Source organism: Paenibacillus sp. KS-LC4 (genome assembly GCF_036894955.1).
Lineage (GTDB): Bacteria > Bacillota > Bacilli > Paenibacillales > Paenibacillaceae > Pristimantibacillus.
In genome coordinates, this window is record NZ_CP145905.1 from 1,861,963 (window position 1) to 1,879,465 (window position 17,503).

General features: G+C 49.9%; 13 protein-coding genes and 1 other annotated feature. All 13 genes read left to right on the forward strand.

The genetic code is table 11. The features are described 5' to 3' along the window. The first annotated feature begins 204 nt into the window (after positions 1-204). The 13 genes from hemB to V5J77_RS08065 all read left to right on the forward strand — a co-directional run bounded on the left by hemB (position 205) and on the right by V5J77_RS08065 (position 17,454). The gene (hemB, locus tag V5J77_RS08005) at positions 205-1,203 is read left to right on the forward strand and encodes a porphobilinogen synthase (protein ID WP_338555248.1); all 999 of its coding nucleotides are present in this window, start codon (positions 205-207) and stop codon (positions 1,201-1,203) included. A 3-nt stretch (positions 1,204-1,206) separates the two neighbouring features. After that, complete coding sequence (gene hemL, locus V5J77_RS08010) at positions 1,207-2,508, forward strand: glutamate-1-semialdehyde 2,1-aminomutase (RefSeq protein ID WP_338555249.1); 1,302 nt, start codon at positions 1,207-1,209, stop codon at positions 2,506-2,508. A gap of 56 nt (positions 2,509-2,564) precedes the next feature. Next, entirely contained in the window at positions 2,565-3,539 is a 975-nt protein-coding gene (locus V5J77_RS08015; RefSeq protein WP_338555250.1) for an RluA family pseudouridine synthase, read from the forward strand. A gap of 117 nt (positions 3,540-3,656) precedes the next feature. After that, positions 3,657-5,147, forward strand: a complete 1,491-nt coding sequence (locus V5J77_RS08020; protein WP_338555251.1) for a LysM peptidoglycan-binding domain-containing protein — start codon at positions 3,657-3,659, stop codon at positions 5,145-5,147. 188 nt (positions 5,148-5,335) lie between these two features. Then, positions 5,336-6,895 carry a hypothetical protein gene (locus V5J77_RS08025; RefSeq protein WP_338555252.1) on the forward strand — a complete coding sequence of 520 codons (1,560 nt, stop codon included), beginning with the start codon at positions 5,336-5,338 and terminating at the stop codon, positions 6,893-6,895. 114 nt (positions 6,896-7,009) lie between these two features. After that, positions 7,010-7,242, forward strand: a binding site (T-box leader). Positions 7,243-7,317: 75 nt separating this feature from the next. After that, positions 7,318-9,978, forward strand: coding sequence for a valine--tRNA ligase (locus V5J77_RS08030; protein WP_338555253.1), 2,661 nt, complete (start codon positions 7,318-7,320; stop codon positions 9,976-9,978). Between the two features lie 29 nt (positions 9,979-10,007). Next, positions 10,008-11,381, forward strand: coding sequence for a folylpolyglutamate synthase/dihydrofolate synthase family protein (locus V5J77_RS08035; RefSeq protein WP_338555254.1), 1,374 nt, complete (start codon positions 10,008-10,010; stop codon positions 11,379-11,381). Positions 11,382-11,388: 7 nt separating this feature from the next. Then, a complete protein-coding gene (gene murC, locus V5J77_RS08040; protein WP_338555255.1) occupies positions 11,389-12,789 on the forward strand; it encodes a UDP-N-acetylmuramate--L-alanine ligase in 1,401 nt (466 codons plus the stop codon). Positions 12,790-13,222: 433 nt separating this feature from the next. Continuing rightward, a complete protein-coding gene (locus V5J77_RS08045; RefSeq protein WP_338555256.1) occupies positions 13,223-14,707 on the forward strand; it encodes an SPOR domain-containing protein in 1,485 nt (494 codons plus the stop codon). A 63-nt stretch (positions 14,708-14,770) separates the two neighbouring features. After that, positions 14,771-15,013 carry a DUF4321 domain-containing protein gene (locus tag V5J77_RS08050; protein WP_338555257.1) on the forward strand — a complete coding sequence of 81 codons (243 nt, stop codon included), beginning with the start codon at positions 14,771-14,773 and terminating at the stop codon, positions 15,011-15,013. A 25-nt stretch (positions 15,014-15,038) separates the two neighbouring features. Beyond that, positions 15,039-15,647 carry a Maf family protein gene (locus tag V5J77_RS08055; RefSeq protein WP_338555258.1) on the forward strand — a complete coding sequence of 203 codons (609 nt, stop codon included), beginning with the start codon at positions 15,039-15,041 and terminating at the stop codon, positions 15,645-15,647. Between the two features lie 40 nt (positions 15,648-15,687). Further along, positions 15,688-16,377, forward strand: coding sequence for a DNA repair protein RadC (gene radC, locus V5J77_RS08060; RefSeq protein WP_338555259.1), 690 nt, complete (start codon positions 15,688-15,690; stop codon positions 16,375-16,377). Between the two features lie 42 nt (positions 16,378-16,419). Beyond that, entirely contained in the window at positions 16,420-17,454 is a 1,035-nt protein-coding gene (locus V5J77_RS08065) for a rod shape-determining protein (protein WP_338555260.1), read from the forward strand. Positions 17,455-17,503 lie beyond the last annotated feature (49 nt).

Here is a 17,503-nt window from a genome sequence, read left to right on the forward strand (position 1 = left end):
TTAATATATAAGCATTCATAAGTTTCATAATTAAAATCAGCTTGTATTTCACCCTCGCAACGGCAGCATTGCCGCCGAATACAAGGACAGCTGTTTACGCTTGTACAGATGGGCAAATACTTGGTGCAGCTAACAAATGAGGCAAATGCTAGCCGTAATTCGCATAGCGCAAGCCTCACAAAACAGTTGGAGGAGGAATAGAAGATGGCATTTCCTGTCGTAAGACATCGGAGATTGCGGCAATCCGCCGCTCTTCGCAGCATGGTTAGGGAAACGGCGCTTTCTGCTAATGATTTTATTTATCCTATTTTTGTAACGGTGGGCACGAACGTGAAGGAAGAAATCGCGTCAATGCCAGGCGTTTATCATTTTTCATTAGACCGCTTGGAAGAGGAGATCAGAGAGGTTGTGGCTCTGGGTATTCCATCCGTCATGCTGTTTGGCGTTCCTGCTGACAAAGATAGCGAAGGCACCTCCGCATTTGCGCCTGATGGCATTGTGCAAGAGGCCATCCGTGCGGTGAAGAGCTGGGCGCCAGAGCTTCTCGTTATTGCAGATACATGCCTTTGTCAATTTACAGATCATGGCCATTGCGGCCTAATCCATGTGCATGAGCGTACAGGCAACGCAGAGGTTGATAATGATGCCTCGCTGATACAGCTTGTTCGTACAGCCGTTTCCCAAGCAGAGGCAGGCGCGGATATGATCGCTCCATCCAACATGATGGACGGCTTCGTGGGCGCTATTCGCGAAGGCTTAGACGAAGCGGGCTTTACGCATATTCCGATTTTGTCCTACGCGGTCAAATATGCTTCCGCTTTTTATGGACCGTTTCGTGAAGCGGCGCATTCAACACCGCAATTCGGCGACCGCAAGACGTATCAGATGGATCCTGCCAATGCGCGCGAGGCGCTGCGGGAAGCGGAGTCTGACGTCATTGAAGGCGCGGATATGCTAATGGTTAAGCCAGCGCTTGCGTATATGGACGTTATTCGCCTGCTTAAGGAGCATTTTGACCTGCCGGTGGCAGCGTACAATGTGAGCGGCGAATATGCGATGGTAAAAGCGGCAGCGGCAAATGGGTGGATTGACGAGCGCGCTATCGTATTGGAGACGCTGACCGGAATGAAGCGGGCTGGTGCGGACATTTTGATTACGTACCATGCGAAGGATGCGGCACGCTGGTTGAAAGGGGCTGAATAGTCGATGAATCATTCATCTACAGGCAGAAGCGATACACGCTCACGCGAGGCATTCGCGCGGGCCAAGCAAGTCATTCCCGGCGGTGTGAACAGTCCGGTTCGCGCTTTTAAATCCGTAGGCTTGAACCCGGTTTATATGGAGCGCGGCCAAGGCAGCCGCGTATTTGATATCGACGGCAACAGCTATATTGATTACGTCGCTTCATGGGGACCGCTCATTATGGGTCATGCGCATCCCGAAGTTGTCGAAGCGATCAAGCGTACCGCAGAAAAAGGCACCAGCTTTGGGGCACCGACTGAACTGGAGACGCTTATGGCGGAGCTGGTGTGCGAGCGCTTGCCTTCGGTCGATGTGGTTCGGATGGTCAACTCCGGCACAGAAGCGACGATGAGCGCTTTGCGTCTTGCACGCGGCTTTACGAAGCGCAGCAAAATCGTCAAATTTGAAGGCTCTTATCATGGTCATGCCGACAGCTTGCTCATTAAAGCGGGTTCCGGTGTGGCGACGCTAGGCTTACCTGATAGTCCCGGCGTTCCAGAGAGCATTGCCTCGCAGACGATAACCGTGCCTTACAATGATATCGAGTCGATCAAGCTCGTATTTGAAAAATATGGCGAGGAAATTGCCTGCGTCATCGTCGAGCCGATTGCCGGCAATATGGGCGTAGTTCCGCCGCTTCCGGGCTTTCTGCAAGGCCTGCGTGATATAACGGAGCAATACGGCAGCCTGCTTATTTTTGATGAAGTAATGACCGGTTTTCGCGTCCACTACAGCAGTGCGCAAGGGCTGTACGGAATTAAGCCAGATATCACTTGCTTCGGCAAGGTAATCGGGGGCGGATTGCCGGTCGGCGCTTATGGCGGCAGACGCGATCTGATGGAGCTTATAGCGCCGAGTGGTCCAATTTATCAGGCGGGCACGCTGTCCGGCAATCCGCTGGCGATGGCTGCTGGTTATACGACGCTCAAGCTACTGACGCCGGAAACATATGAGCTTCTGGAGCGCCAAGCGGTTCGGTTGCAGCGCGGCTTTGAAGCAAATGCGAAGGCGGCTGGCATTGCTTCGACGATTAATCGTGTCGGCTCGATGGTATGTCCGTTTTTCACCGAAACGCATGTCATCAATTACGATACAGCCAAAACATCCGATTTAGAGCGCTTCAAGGCGTATTTTGCCGCTATGCTGGAGCTTGGCGTGAGCGTCGCTCCATCGCAGTTTGAAGGCATGTTCGTATCGGCTGTCCATACCGATGAAGATATTGATGCAACGATTGCTGCCAACGCGGCTGCTTTGAGCAGATTGTAGTTCTCTAGCAAGCAATAAGCTAGGCGATGGCATTTCAAAATAGGAGGTTTCATTCCATGCCAATGCTTCACTATAAGCGGGCGGGGGAGTGGCTTGAGCTGGATTGGCAGGAGCTGTCAGAAGGCTCATGGTCTGTGCAAAAAAACGACGGGCAGCCTGGAGAAAGCACCGGATCACTCGAGGCCGGCAGTCATCCGCATTACGTGCGGCAGTGGCTGCTGGCCCGTTCTCTTTTTCCAGAAAAATGGATTAATCGGCTGTTCTCTATCGGAGGCATCCGTTTTGACGGACAACGTGTTCAATTGCTCGCTTTTCCCGCTGCTGATCCGCATAGCGATAAGTTGTATCGCCAAGCAAAGCTATCGCCGAATGCTCCGCGCCCTATCGTTCTGTACGAGGATGATTTTTGCCTCGTTCTATATAAGGATGCGGGCATGGCTGTGCATGGCACAGGCGCCAATCAGGCAGGAACGCTGGATGAAGCGGCGGCACGTCATATGCTGCTGAAGGGAGATCCGCTGCCTGTTCGGCACATCCACCGTCTTGATGATGATACCTCGGGTCCCGTCCTTTATTCCAAAAATGATTTCGCCCAGTGGAAGCTGGACGAAGCGATGCGCCGCAAGGCGATCGACCGCCGCTATATTGCGTTCGTTCAAGGGCGGCTGCGCCAGGGCGCAGGCACCGTTGATGCTCCAATTGGCAAGGATCGCCATCATCGCTCCAGAAGGCGTGTTGCACCGGGCGGTGATTCCGCTGTAACCCACTATGAAGCGGTCGAAAACTATGGAGCGGCTACGCTTGTCCGTTTGCAGCTGGAGACGGGTCGAACGCATCAAATTCGCGTCCATATGAGCCACTTGGGCCATCCGCTGCTTGGCGATGCGCTTTACGGGGGCTCTGTGAAGCTGCTGAAGACGCAGGCGCTGCATGGTGAGCGACTTCTGTTTGCCCATCCGTGGACGGATTTGCCTGTGGAGGTTGCGGCCCCGGAGCCTGATTGGCTTGCCGAATTAAGAGCTAAATTGTAGCTGCTGCAAAAGATAGTCATGCTCTCCCCCCCTAGCCCATATAGATAATTAGTGAGAGTAGCATTTTTAGCCCAAGCATTGTTTAAATGGGTCAGTATAGGGAGGGAGGACTTGAGCGTGACGGATCAAACGAAAGGCTTGCGCTTTGATGTGTATGAACGCGTACATCTGTCGGATGAAGTTGCCGATATTGATGAGCTGGAAGAAATTGAGCTTGTGCCTCGCATTCAGGTTGTTGAGCAGGGGGAGCACGCAGTATTAAAAGGCCAGCTGCTGCTAAGTGGCGTATATCGCAGTACGAATGAAGCCGCTCCGCTTCAGGTGTTGGAGCATTTCATCCCCGTCGAGATTACAATGCCGCTCAATCGGATTTCGCGGCTGGACGATGTGACGGTGGAAATTGATAATTTCGACGTCGATTTGTTGTCATCGCGTACGCTTAACATTACCGGGGTGTTGTCGCTTCGGGGCATTCTCGTAGAGCCGCAGCAGGAGACGGAGGAGGCGTGGCGCGAGGAGCCATTCACCGTCGTCCATGATCGTGCAGATACGAGTCAGGCATCGTTCGAAGAGGAGCTTCGGCGGAGTGGTGACGAACCCTTTGCAGCTGACGAGGCCGCTGAGGTCGCAAAGATTGCTCTGGGAGCGCAAGCGGAGCCTTATTTTGCTGGACAGGAAGGGCAATTGCCTTTCAGGGGCGAGCAGGAGGAAGCTGAGGCGTTTAATGGGGCTGCTCAAGAGCTCAATGAGTCTGATTCTGGTCTTGAAGCTTACAATGCTTATAATGAGCAGGCGTATGAAGAGGCTGACGAGCGCGAGGAGGCAGAGGAAGGACCGGAGGCTGGTGTTACGATCTCGCCTTCGCCGCGTGATACAGGCTGGTCGGCAGCCGAGTGGTTTCAGGAGCAAAATCATTCCGGGTCGCAGCCGAGCTTTAACACGAATTTTAATTCACCGCCTGCTTATGCGCAGCAGCCAGCTGTAACTGGGCTGGGTCATGGCATTGCGCAGGATAGGCAGCAGGGAGCTTCTGCCTATCAGCAAGCGGAGGATCTTGGCTGGAGCCCGGGGGGACAACCGCTTCAGGAAGAAGAAGCCTACATTCCGGCGGCAGCAGAGCAGAGCGGCCACGACGCTTCTCCGTGGCAGGAGAGCGAGCTCGAACGTTTAAGCGAGTGGCAGGAGGCGGAGGAAGCAAGTGCGGAGCCGCAGGCAGAGCCTGAGAAGCAGGAGATGCGCATAGCCTTTGGCAGCAAGGCGCCGGAAACGGCGGCATCGCCTGCATCAGGCGTCGGGCTTGTGACGCTGCTGCAAACGAGCAAGCGTGAGCAATTGGCGCGGCAAGCAGCGGAGCAGGAGGCAGCGGAATATGCGTTGGAGCAGACGAAGGCACAGCAACCCGCAGGCGATGAGATCGAATGGCGCAATTTGTTTTTGAAGCAATCCGATGAGCGGGAATTCCGTAAAATTCGGGTATGCATCGTGCAGCGCGATGAGACGCTTGATTCCATTGCGGTGCGCTACAGCTTGAATCCGCGGGAGATTTTGCTATACAACGGCTTAAATGAGTCGGCGGTGGAGGAAGGGCAGCTGCTCTATATTCCATAGCGCACATTAATTTATCTAATCAAAATACAACGTTCTTCAGCGCCTGTATTAGGCAGCTGAAGAACGTTATTTGCATTTATATAACTTTCAAACAGCTAATCTATCAAGAAATAATTGTAAACTTATTTTTCAACAGGTATACTAAGTGAGATTTATTTCATTTAAATACATGTTATAGGGTGGGTTCGATGGGGAAAATGTACAAGCTTATTATTACCATTATTTTAATTCTAAGCCTGCCATCCACTAGCTTTGCGGCCGTAAGTCAAAGCAGTGAAGGGAAGGAAGAAAGGATCAGACATGCAGTACAAATTTATTATGATTTGAATTCTAGCAAGCTTGTGGTAAAGACAACCGAAATCAGCTTCGATACAGGAAAAAGAAAGATGAACGAATACACATTTAATGATAAAGATATTCAGCTGAATAGTGCGGATGGGTATATTCATGAAAATAAATCTATAATTAGCATTTCACCAACTAGTGTAAAAGCATATGCTGCCATTATGCAAAAAGGTAAGACGGAGAAGTATACTAAAAACTTTTTAATCACACTTTATGAGTTTGACTATAATACAAAAACGGTTCGTAAAATCAAGCAATTTAAGGATCAGACGACTGCCTATTCATCCAGGTTGATTCATCTATATCGTTCATTAGGAATCTACTCTATTTATTCTGAGAAAAAGGATGAATATGACTATTTTTCTTTAAAAGATAATAAGCGTGCCTACTCTGGTGGATTAATAATTGAACCCCGAGAGGTGGTTGATACACAATTCACATTAAATCCGCATCCCAAATCGGGGGGCTACGGGGTATATTGCCCTGACAATAATTACGTTAATTGCCATCTTGTCAATTATGGTGGAGGGAAGGGAGAAACGGTTAAAATAACCTCTCACCAGAAAACAAATCATACAAATGGACCAATGGATGCAACGTTTTTCTTTGGGACAACAACGGTTAGGAAGCAAAATGAGACAATCAATGCTCAAATAAAATGGACAGTGACAGGTACAGTTAAGGGTAGCAAAAGTATTTTGTTTCAAGGTCCTGCAACTCATTTAAAAACGTATGTGTCTCCTTCAAATAAATATCTAGTGTTAATCGCAGAAACACAGGTGAAAGATGCTGTTACAGCATCTGTTGTTTATATTTATGATTTGAAGTCGCTAAAGCTTATAAAAAAATATAACTCGGAGTATAAGGCGACTGCTGAAGGCATTAATTGGCTTTCAGATGAGGTATATATGATTCAGTATTATTTTGCAAGGCCTGCTAGCTATCCACCTTTCATTTATTATATTCCCTATGGCTTAAGTTTGCCTGTTACGTATGAAGAAACGTGGCAATGGGGCGTGGATACCTTTAGTCACAAGGAGATGTTTTATTTAACACGTCCCTTAGCAATCACATCAGGCGGAGCATATTTACGCTATAGTAATCAACCTGCTTTTATTATGAGAGGAAAATATTATGTCCCATTAAAAGAGTTTTCCGAAGGGTTTAAATTGGATTATAGCATTGGCAAAACAGATATCGAGTTTACAAGAAATGGTCGAACAGCAAGGCTGCCGATTAAGGATAGCGGTGTTATTCAGTTGACGAACAACACCTTTGTTCCATTAGGTGACTGGAATATAGAGTTGGGCTTGAAGGTGCAAAGTCTTCAAAAATCCCTTTGGAATAACGAGCTTTCCTTATCTGATGCCGAGCGGAAAAATGGCTTTGGTTTGCAGGAGTAGCTTAACGATTAATTGGATGGGCAAATGTGAGAGGTCATCCGAAATAATGTACTAGCCTTATTTGACTTTTTTTCACAAAGAGTGTATCATTAAATAAATATGTCTTTAAGTCAACGAACGACGTTGAAGGGGAAGAGTACGCAGCCAAGCCTTCAGAGAGCGGAGCCGTTAGTGCTGAGAGTTCCGCAGGATTTTACTCGTACAAGTCGCCCTGGAGTTGCTTGAATCAAGCGGATTGCCATTCGTGAATTCAAGCCGGCCACAGCCGTTATCTGTTTGAGTGCCGCGCAGCTGCAAGACGCGCGGAACAAAGGTGGTACCACGGAAGCTAACCTTTCGTCCTTTGCTATAAGGGCGGAAGGTTTTTTTGTATTCAAAATTAAGTATGGATGCCATTATGCGATATGTGGAGGATGGAGCTTATGTCTGAAAATCAAACGACGCCGGCGATGCCGACGACCTACGACCCAAAAGCCGCTGAACTGAAGTGGTATGACTTCTGGATGAATGGAAAATTTTTCGAAGCGGGTCAGCGCCCAGAGGCCGAGACTTATACGATCGTTATTCCCCCGCCGAATGTAACGGGCGTTTTGCACATTGGGCATGCGCTCGATTTCACCTTGCAGGATATTCTCATTCGCTTTAAGCGGATGCAGGGCTTTGATGCTCTGTGGCTGCCGGGAACGGACCATGCAGGCATTGCAACCCAGACGAAGGTGGAGCAGAAGCTGCGCGAGCAAGGACAATCCCGCTACGATCTCGGACGCGAGGCTTTTTTGGAGCAGGTATGGGATTGGAAGGAGCAATACGCGGAGACGATTCGCGGCCAATGGGCAAAGATGGGGCTGTCGCTCGATTATTCGCGTGAACGCTTCACACTTGATGAGGGGCTGTCCAAGGCTGTTCGCGAGGTTTTTGTACAGCTGTACAAGAAAGGCCTTATTTACCGCGGCAAAAAAATCATCAACTGGGACCCGGCTGCGAGAACGGCCTTGTCCGATATTGAGGTTGAGCATAAAGAGCTGAACGGCCATTTATACCATTTGCAATATCCGCTTAAGGATGGCTCAGGGCATATTACGGTTGCGACAACACGTCCGGAAACGATGCTTGGCGATAGCGCGGTTGCCGTTCATCCTGAAGATGAGCGTTACCAGCACCTGATTGGCCAAATGATCGTATTGCCCGTTATCGGTCGTGAAATTCCAATTATTGGCGACGAATATGTAGATAAGGATTTTGGCTCCGGTGCTGTTAAAATTACGCCTGCCCATGATCCGAATGACTTTGAGGTAGGCCTTCGCCATGATCTGCCGCAAATTATCGTGATGGACGAGTCCGGCAAGATGAATGCGGAAGCTGGCCCTTATGCGGGACTGGATCGTTTCGACTGTCGCAAGCAGCTTGTGCAGGATTTGCAGGAGCAGGGCGTGTGCGTGCTGATTGAGGATCATGTTCATCAGGTAGGTCATAGTGAGCGCAGCGGTGCAGTTGTTGAGCCTTACCTGTCAACGCAATGGTTCGTTGAAATGAAGCCGCTCGCTGAACAGGCAATTAAAGCGCAGAAATCCAGCGAAGGGGTAACCTTCGTTCCGGACCGTTTTGAGAAAATTTATTTGCACTGGATTGAAAATGTACATGACTGGTGTATTTCCCGTCAGCTGTGGTGGGGACACCGTATTCCAGCTTGGTATTGCGATGCCTGCGGTGAAATGCATGTAGCACAAGAGGAAGTAACGAGCTGTCCATCTTGTGGCAGCACGGAGCTTCGCCAGGATGAGGATGTTTTGGATACATGGTTCAGCTCAGGTCTGTGGCCGTTCTCGACGCTTGGCTGGCCAGAGCAGACAGAGGACTTAAAACGCTACTATCCGACGAATGTTTTGGTGACGGGCTACGATATTATTTTCTTCTGGGTATCCCGAATGATTTTTACCGCATTGGAGTTTACGGAGCAAAAGCCGTTCAAGGATGTGCTGATTCACGGTCTCGTACGCGATGCGAATGGCAATAAAATGTCCAAGTCGCTTGGCAACGGCATCAATCCGCTGGAGGTCATTGAACAGTACGGCGCTGATGCGATGCGCTATATGCTTTCGACAGGCAGCACGCCGGGACAGGATTTGCGCTTCCGCTTTGAGAAGGTTGAGCAGGCACGCAACTTTGCGAATAAAATTTGGAATGCCTCGCGTTTTGCGCTGATGAATCTGGAAGGATTCGCAGCGAGCGACATTGATATTACGGGCAAGCTAGGTACGGCGGATCGCTGGATTTTGCACCGCCTGAACGAAACGGTTCGCGAAGTAACCCGTTTGATGGACAGCTATGAGTTTGGAGAAACGGGACGCCAGCTGTACAATTTCATCTGGGATGACCTATGCGACTGGTATATTGAGTTTGCGAAGCTTAACCTCTATGGCAACGATGAAGAAGCGAAGCAAGCGACAAAATCGGTGCTCGCTTATGTGCTTGACCGCACGCAGCGCCTGATTCATCCGTTTATGCCTTACATCAGTGAGGAAATTTGGCAGCATCTGCCGCATGAAGGCGAGACGATTACGCTTGCCGCATGGCCGCAGTACGATGCTGCGCTAGAGGCGCCTGAAGCAGTGAAGGAAATGGAGCTGCTGATGGATATTATCCGCTCGGTGCGCAATGTCCGCGCGGAAGTAAATGTGCCGATGAGCAAAAAAATCGAGCTGTTGATTAAGCCAACGAGCGAGGCTGAAGCGGTCATTCTGACTCGCAATGAAGAGTTTGTCCGCCGGTTCTGCGGAACCTCGAAGCTTGAGACTGGTCTTGATTTATTGGCTCCGGATAAGGCGATGAGCGGTATTGTAACGGGTGCGGAGCTGTACTTCCCGCTTGCAGGGCTGATTGATATTTCGCAGGAAATCGCAAGGCTTGAGAAGGAGCTTGCGACGCTTAACAGCGAAGTAACCCGCATTGAGAAAAAGCTGGGCAATGAGGGCTTTGTAGCGAAGGCGCCTGCGAAGGTTATCGAAGAGGAACGCTCCAAAATGAAGGATTATGCGGACAAACGCGATAAGGTTCAAGCTAGAATCGCGGATTTGCGCGGATAGACACCGGGAAGAAAGAAGGCGTTTCTACGATGACAAATCATCTCTCAGGCCAGCCGGAAAGCGGCGGGCTTCAGTCGTACCAGGAAGCGGTGGATTGGATAAATGGCCTTATTCCGTTTGGAATAAGGCCTGGTCTTGAGCGGGCTCTAGTATTGATGGAGCGGCTTGGCAATCCGCATCGCAGATTGAAGTTTATCCATGTCGCTGGAACGAACGGCAAAGGCTCTACCTGTGCTTTTTTGACGAGCACGCTCATTAAATGCGGTTATGATGTTGGTACGTTCACATCCCCATACATTACGAAGTTTACGAATCGTTTTCAATATAACAATGCGGATATTGAAGAGCAGACGCTGCTTGAGCTGTCGAATATGCTAAAGCCTGTCGTTGAGGAAATTGCGGCAACTGAGCTGGGGTCTCCTACGATGTTCGAGGTGTCTACGGCGCTGGCTATATTGTATTTCGCTAAAGTAACCTATCCCGATTATGTCGTATGGGAAACGGGGCTTGGCGGACGAATGGACGTTACGAATATTGTGACGCCTGTTCTCTCTATCATCACCAATGTCGGGCATGACCATATGGATCGCCTTGGTGATACGCTGGAGAAGGTGGCAGCGGAAAAGGCAGGCATTATTAAGCCCGGCGTTCCTGTTGTGAGTGCGGTTACGCAGCCAGAAGTGATTGAAGTGATTCGGCAAAAAGCGATCGACAGCAAAAGCTCGCTCTATTTGTTAGGCGAGCAGTTCAGCGAGACGGCGCTTTCGGTCCGCGAGGATGAGCAAACGTTCCGTTTTGATGGGCTTTTCCGTCCGATTCATCCACTAACGATCACGCTCAACGGAGCTCATCAGCGCGCGAATGCAGCGGTCGCAGTGATGGCCCTTGAGGTGCTTCGCCAATATGCGGCTCTTATTGTGGAGGATGATGCGCTGGAGGAGGGGCTGCGCCTTGCCGCATGGCCCGGGCGTCTGGAAATGGTGTCGCATTCCCCGCGTATTCTCATTGATGGCGCTCATAATCCTGAGGGAGCACAGACGCTTGCTGCCGCATTAAAATCAACCTATCGTTATGATCGTTTAATCCTAATGATGGGTATGCTGGATAATAAGAATCATCGCGAGGTTATGAAGCATATACTGCCAATAGTAGATACGCTAATTGTGACCGAGCCTGATTTTCGCAACAAAAAGGATGCGCAGGCGTTGGCTGATCTCGTACGTGCTGTGCAGGGGGACGAGGATTTTGAACTGATTGTGGAGCCTGACTGGAAGGCAGCGCTTGAGCAACTGCAGCATTTGACCGGGGAAACAGACCTTGGGGTTGTGACCGGCACGCTTTATTTAATAGCGGACGTTCGCGCCCGCTTATTGTACAACTCTGATTCTGAAAAAGGTTGGTGAACCGTCTTTGAATACAGCAAAACATGTTCATTTCATCGGAATAGGCGGTTACGGGATGAGCGCTATCGCCCGCGTTATGCTGGAGAAGGGCTATACGGTAACGGGTTCTGATGTCGCTCGTCAGGAGCTCACTGAGAAGCTGGCGGCGAAGGGCGCAAAAATCTATATCGGTCATGAGCCGGAAAATATTAAAGGTGCGGAGCTGGTGGTTTACTCCACTGCGCTAACACAGGATAATGTAGAGCGCCGTGCCGCGGAAGCTCTCAATATTCCGGTGCTGCATCGTTCGCAAATGCTGGCTCAGCTTATGAATGAAGGCAAGGGCGTTGCTGTTGCCGGCGCTCATGGCAAGACGACGACCTCATCAATGATCGCGCTCGTTATGGAAAACTGCGGCACCGATCCAACGTATATTATTGGCGGCGAGATTGTAAACGTCGGCACAAATGCAAAGGCGGGAAAAGGGGATTACGTCGTAGCGGAAGCCGACGAGAGCGATGGCTCTTTCCTGCATTATCAACCGTCTATTGCGATTGTAACCAATATCGAACCGGATCATTTGGAAAACTATGACGGGGATTTCGGCAAGCTGAAGGCTGCCTACGTTCAGTTTCTGTCGCAGGTAAAGCCGGATGGCAAAGCTATCGTATGCGCGGACGATGACAACATTGACGAGATCATCAGCAAGCTGTATGCAGGCCAATCGCTCGACCCATCACAGCTCGTTACTTACGGCATTGATGGTGAAGCCCAGTACAAGGCAGAGAAAATCGTGCTTGGTGACCGCAAAGTATCGTTCGAGCTGACCCACCATGGAAAGCTGCTGGGCGAGGTTGAACTGTCTGTGCCAGGTAAACATAATGTTTATAACGCGATGGCAACCATTATTACCTGTCTGGAAGCAGGGCTGCCTTTTGCACAAATTGCGAACGCCATTCGTGATTTCATTGGCGCGAAGCGTCGCTTTCAGGTGCTCGGCGAAGTAGAGGACATTCTCGTTATTGACGATTATGCCCATCATCCTACTGAGATCAGTGCAACGATCAGTGCTGCCAAAGCGACGGGCAAACGGATTGTCGCTGTGTTCCAGCCGCAGCGCTACACGCGCACCTATTTCCTTCTCGACCAGTTCAGCCGAGCGTTTCCGGAGGCGGACGAGGTCATCATTACCGATATTTATTCACCAGCTGGCGAACAGCAAATTGAGGGCGTCAACTCGGAGAAGCTGGTTGAGCTGATTAAGACGAACAGCAATGCGAATACGACGTTTATTGCAACAAAGGAAGAAGTGCTGGAGTATTTGAAGACAGCTGCTTCTGCTGGCGATTTAGTCATCACGATGGGAGCCGGCGATATTTGGAAAACGGCGGATGCTTTGGCTAAATGGCTGAAGGCAGGTCGTAAATAAGCTGCTGTCGCTTGCATAAGGACATATGAACTCCATTAAAACGCTGGAAAACGTGAAAATCGTTTTCCAGCGTTTTTTGTTTCGTTGCCAACAGGGGCTGCGTCCATATAATGGAGATGACTTTGAAGATATTTACATCATGCATTCAAATGGGCTAGCACCGCTTTTGTAGTATGGATACAATTCCCTCAGCTTTTTATAGCAAAAAAGGTTGTCGACTGTACGAAACTTGCGGTAAGCTGCGAATGTTATTTAAGATATAAGATTTTATAAGTTTTGCACTTATAAATGGGCTTATATTTCTCGGTGAAACGGGCTGCGCCGCCAAAGGACGACGAAGTCGTTTTGCTAGCGTATTCGTTTGTTCATAATCATAAATCTCTTAATTGTCTCATAGAGTAGGAATAGAAGAATGAGACAAGGAGAGAATGACATGAACTCAAAAAACCGCATTACGTACCGTTTCGACCAAGCCGGACAAGCTTCACGCTCCGAAACTAAGCAGATGGCCGCGGCGCAGCCTGTTGCGGATATTCAGGCTGCTTCTGCGCAGCCTGGTGCTGCAAAGCAGGAAAGCTTTGCTGAAGTCATCCCCTTATATAAAAATGCAGCCTCTTATTCAGATGAGCAATTCAGTCCATGGAGCAGCCAGGCCGGGGAGGAAATGGATCGGCTGGAGCAATTGATTCGCGAGTCAGATCATCACTTGCCTGAACAAATTAAGACAAAGACGGCTGGTCGAATCCATTCTCATTCTCATGCCGATGCGCCCATTTTTTCGAAATCGCCGAAACATATAGTGGATAATGAGTCTCCTGTTTCTAATACTAAGGAGCAGTACCCGATGGACGGGAAGGAAGAGGGGCTGCTATCAAATGATCGTCGCCAGCAGCAGGCGCCGTCTTTCAGCGGCTCAAAATGGAATGACAATGGAGCGGAGCATGGGCCAGAAAAGTCCAACTATGGATGGGCAAATGACAGCGAGCGGCATTCGCCTGAGCTAGAGCTTGAACTAGGAAAACGTCCGGTTCGCTCTATTCGCAAGCTTGGCCATTCGCCCTCGTGGATCAACGTTTTTTTATCTGTCGCTGGGGCGCTGGCAACAGGAGCATTGTTCGGTTATTTGCTGCTATCTTTATTTTTGGATTCCTCCTCGGCGGTTCCCTTTAATTCGGGCGGGCAGTCGAGTGCGGTTAGCGGCAATCCAGCATCGCAAGGTGCGGAAAATGGCTTGGGCACGGAAGCAGGTGCCGGGAATGGCGGGAGCTCAGCTGCGCCGCTTGAAGCGGTAGAACTGGCTATCCAGCCACAAGCCTACCATTTGCTGCAATATGGCGTATTTAGCAACTCGGAAGGCAAGGATGCCGCAATGGAGGAGCTGGCTAGCAAGGGATATGCAGCTGCTGCTTCGACAACAGCAGACGACTACCGGGTATATGCGGGGATGGCGGGTGACCGCAGCAGGGCAATTGCGCTGAGCAAAATGCTGCCAGGCACCGAGGTCTATGTGAAGGAGCTGATTATTTTGGCTCCACAGAGGTTTCCTTTTTCAGGAAAGGCGTCAGAGGCTAACCATTTTTTTGAGCAGACGAATGCCTTGATAAGCATGCTGGATGATTTGACGCTGGCACAGCTGGAGCAGCCTGCTCTTGCTCCGCTTGGCGAGAATGCGGCGAAGGCTTGGAGGGCAGAGCATCAAAAATGGACGCTCAGCATAAAGGCGATGGAGTCCGGCATTCAAGACGAGGCGGGTAAAGCGTTGATGGGGGCGGTGGTCCAAGCGGTAAATACGGCAGCTTCGTCGCTTACGGAATATGATAAAAACCCTTCTCAGGCACACTTGTGGTCGGTACAGCGAGCGCTAATGGAAGCGATTCTGACACAAAAAACATGGTTTGAGACTATACGCGCATTGTAAACGGAAATCATACTAAGGTATAATAGAATGCAGTTGTCATTACTTGGCGAGAGGCGTTGAACGATGAAGAAAAATGGCTGGATGTTATTGCTTTTCCTAGTGCTCGGTCTGCTTGCGGGGGCATTGGTGGCACGCTGGCTGGAGTCGATTCCGGGAATAACTTTCTTGACCAAAGCGATTCAAGCTTCATGGTCTCCTGCCGTTGATTTATATGTGCTGAGCTTTACAATGACGATTAACTTCCAAATTAGCTTATTCAGTATTATTGGTGTTATAGTGGCTATATGGCTTTATCGCAAAATGTAAGCTTAAACGAAGGAGAGCTATACCTATGAATTCGATCAGCCAGTTCGTGCTGGCATCGTCGTCTCCGCGCCGGAAGGAACTGGTCGCCACTCTTGACCTTTCCTTGCCGGTTTATATTTTGTCCTCAGAAGCGGACGAAAGTGTGCCATCCGATTGGAGCCCCGAGCAAATTGTGGAGCAGCTGTCCTTGCGCAAGGCGCGGGCAACGGCCGAGCTTTTGCGGAAGCAAGGGAGTACCGAATCCTCTATCGTCGTAGGAGCGGATACCATTGTCGTTGTGGATGGCCATGTACTGGGCAAGCCAGTGGATGAGGCGGATGCTTTTGCTATGTTGAGCAGCCTACAAGGCAGAGCTCATGAAGTATATACAGGTGTTGCTTGTGTTTTAACGGAGAATGGTGAACAATCTGCGGCTCATCGCATGACGAAGGTGCATATGAGGCCGCTTAAGGATGAACAAATTCATCGTTATATTGCTACCGGGGAATCGTATGACAAAGCTGGGTCTTATGGCATTCAAGGTTATGGGGCCACGCTTGTTGAGCGGATCGAGGGCTGTTATTTCAACGTTGTCGGCTTGCCGCTGTCACTGCTGTCGGATATGCTCGCAGCGTATCGCATACATGTATTTTGATCCACGTATTTCAAGCTAACTTACGAAAGCAGGGATGGGCATGGAGCTACAGCGCCAATTCATACGTGATGTCCCACAGGAAGAACGTCCAAGAGAGCGATTGATGAAATATGGGGCCGAAGCGCTCAGTCACACGGAATTACTGGCCATTCTTTTGCGAACAGGCACGAAAAAGGAATCAGTTGTCCATCTTGCGGGTAATATCATGAAGGAATGCGGAAATTTGCGCAACCTAATGGATATGAGTCTGGAGGAGCTGACGGCTATTCGCGGCATCGGTCCGGCGAAAGCCATTCAATTGCGCGCGGGACTTGAGCTTGGACGCAGAGTGTCTCGTACGGGCAATGGCGAGGTTGTTACGGTGAAGCGACCAGAGGATGCGGCGAATTATGTTATGGATGAGCTTCGTCATTTGAGGAAAGAGCATTTCGTCTGTCTTTTTCTCAATACGAAAAATCACATCATTGCTCAAGAGACGCTTTCGATGGGCACGCTGAATGCCTCGCTCGTTCATCCAAGGGAAGTTTTTCGCGCGGCTATTAAATGCAGCAGCGCCTCGCTCATTTGTGTGCATAATCATCCGAGCGGCGATCCTACGCCGAGTCCTGAAGACATTGCGCTAACGAAGCGGCTCGTTTCTGCTGGAGAGCTGGTAGGTATTGAAGTGCTGGATCATCTCGTTATTGGTGATGGAAGGTTTATTAGTTTGAAGGAACAAGGCTACATGTAATATAATAAGAAGGATTGTGGCATTTCAGAAGGGAGCACTAACATGTTTGGTGGTTTATCGAAAGATCTTGGCATTGACTTGGGAACAGCTAATACTCTTGTGTACGTAAAAGGAAAAGGAATTGTCGTGAGGGAGCCGTCTGTGGTAGCCCTGCGTACCGATACGAAAACGATAGAAGCAGTTGGCGAGCAAGCGAAAAAAATGATCGGCAGAACGCCGGGCAATATTCGCGCCGTACGTCCAATGAAGGATGGCGTCATTGCTGACTTTGAAACGACAGCAACGATGATTAAATATTTTATTCGTTCCGCGCAAAAGCAAAAATCTTTGTTTCCGCGCCATCCGAACGTTATGATTTGCGTGCCGTCTGGCATTACTGCAGTTGAGAAGCGCGCGGTTGAAGATGCAGCGAAGCAAGCAGGCGCACGTGAAGCTTATACGATTGAAGAACCGTTCGCAGCAGCGATTGGCGCCGATCTTCCGGTTTGGGAGCCTACGGGCAGCATGGTCGTTGATATTGGCGGCGGAACGACAGAGGTTGCAGTGATTTCGCTCGGCGGGATTGTAACAAGCCGTTCGATTCGCGTCGCTGGGGATGAGATGGATGAGTCGATTATCCAATATATTAAACGCCTCTACAATTTGATGATTGGGGAACGTACAGCAGAGCAGCTTAAGATGGATTTGGGTACAGCACTTCCGCTTGATCCTCCGGAATCGGTAGAAATTAGAGGCCGCGATCTCGTATCTGGCTTGCCTAAGACGCTTGCAATAACATCGGATGAAGTGAGCGAGGCGCTTGCGGATACGGTGACCGCTATTGTGGATGCCGTTAAAATCACGCTTGAAAAATGCCCGCCAGAGCTCTCTGCGGATATTATGGATCGCGGTATTGTATTGACAGGCGGCGGAGCACTGCTTCGCAATTTGGACAAGCTGCTGCAGCGCGAGACTGGCATGCCGGTCATTGTAGCGGAAAACCCGCTTGATTGCGTAGCAATAGGCACCGGCCGTTCGCTTGACCATATTCATTTATTCAAGAGCAGAGGCGGCTCAGGCGGCCGTTCGAAACGCTAGAAGAGCTTCCTGCCAATTTGGCAAAAAATGAAAATGTGATTAGAACAGG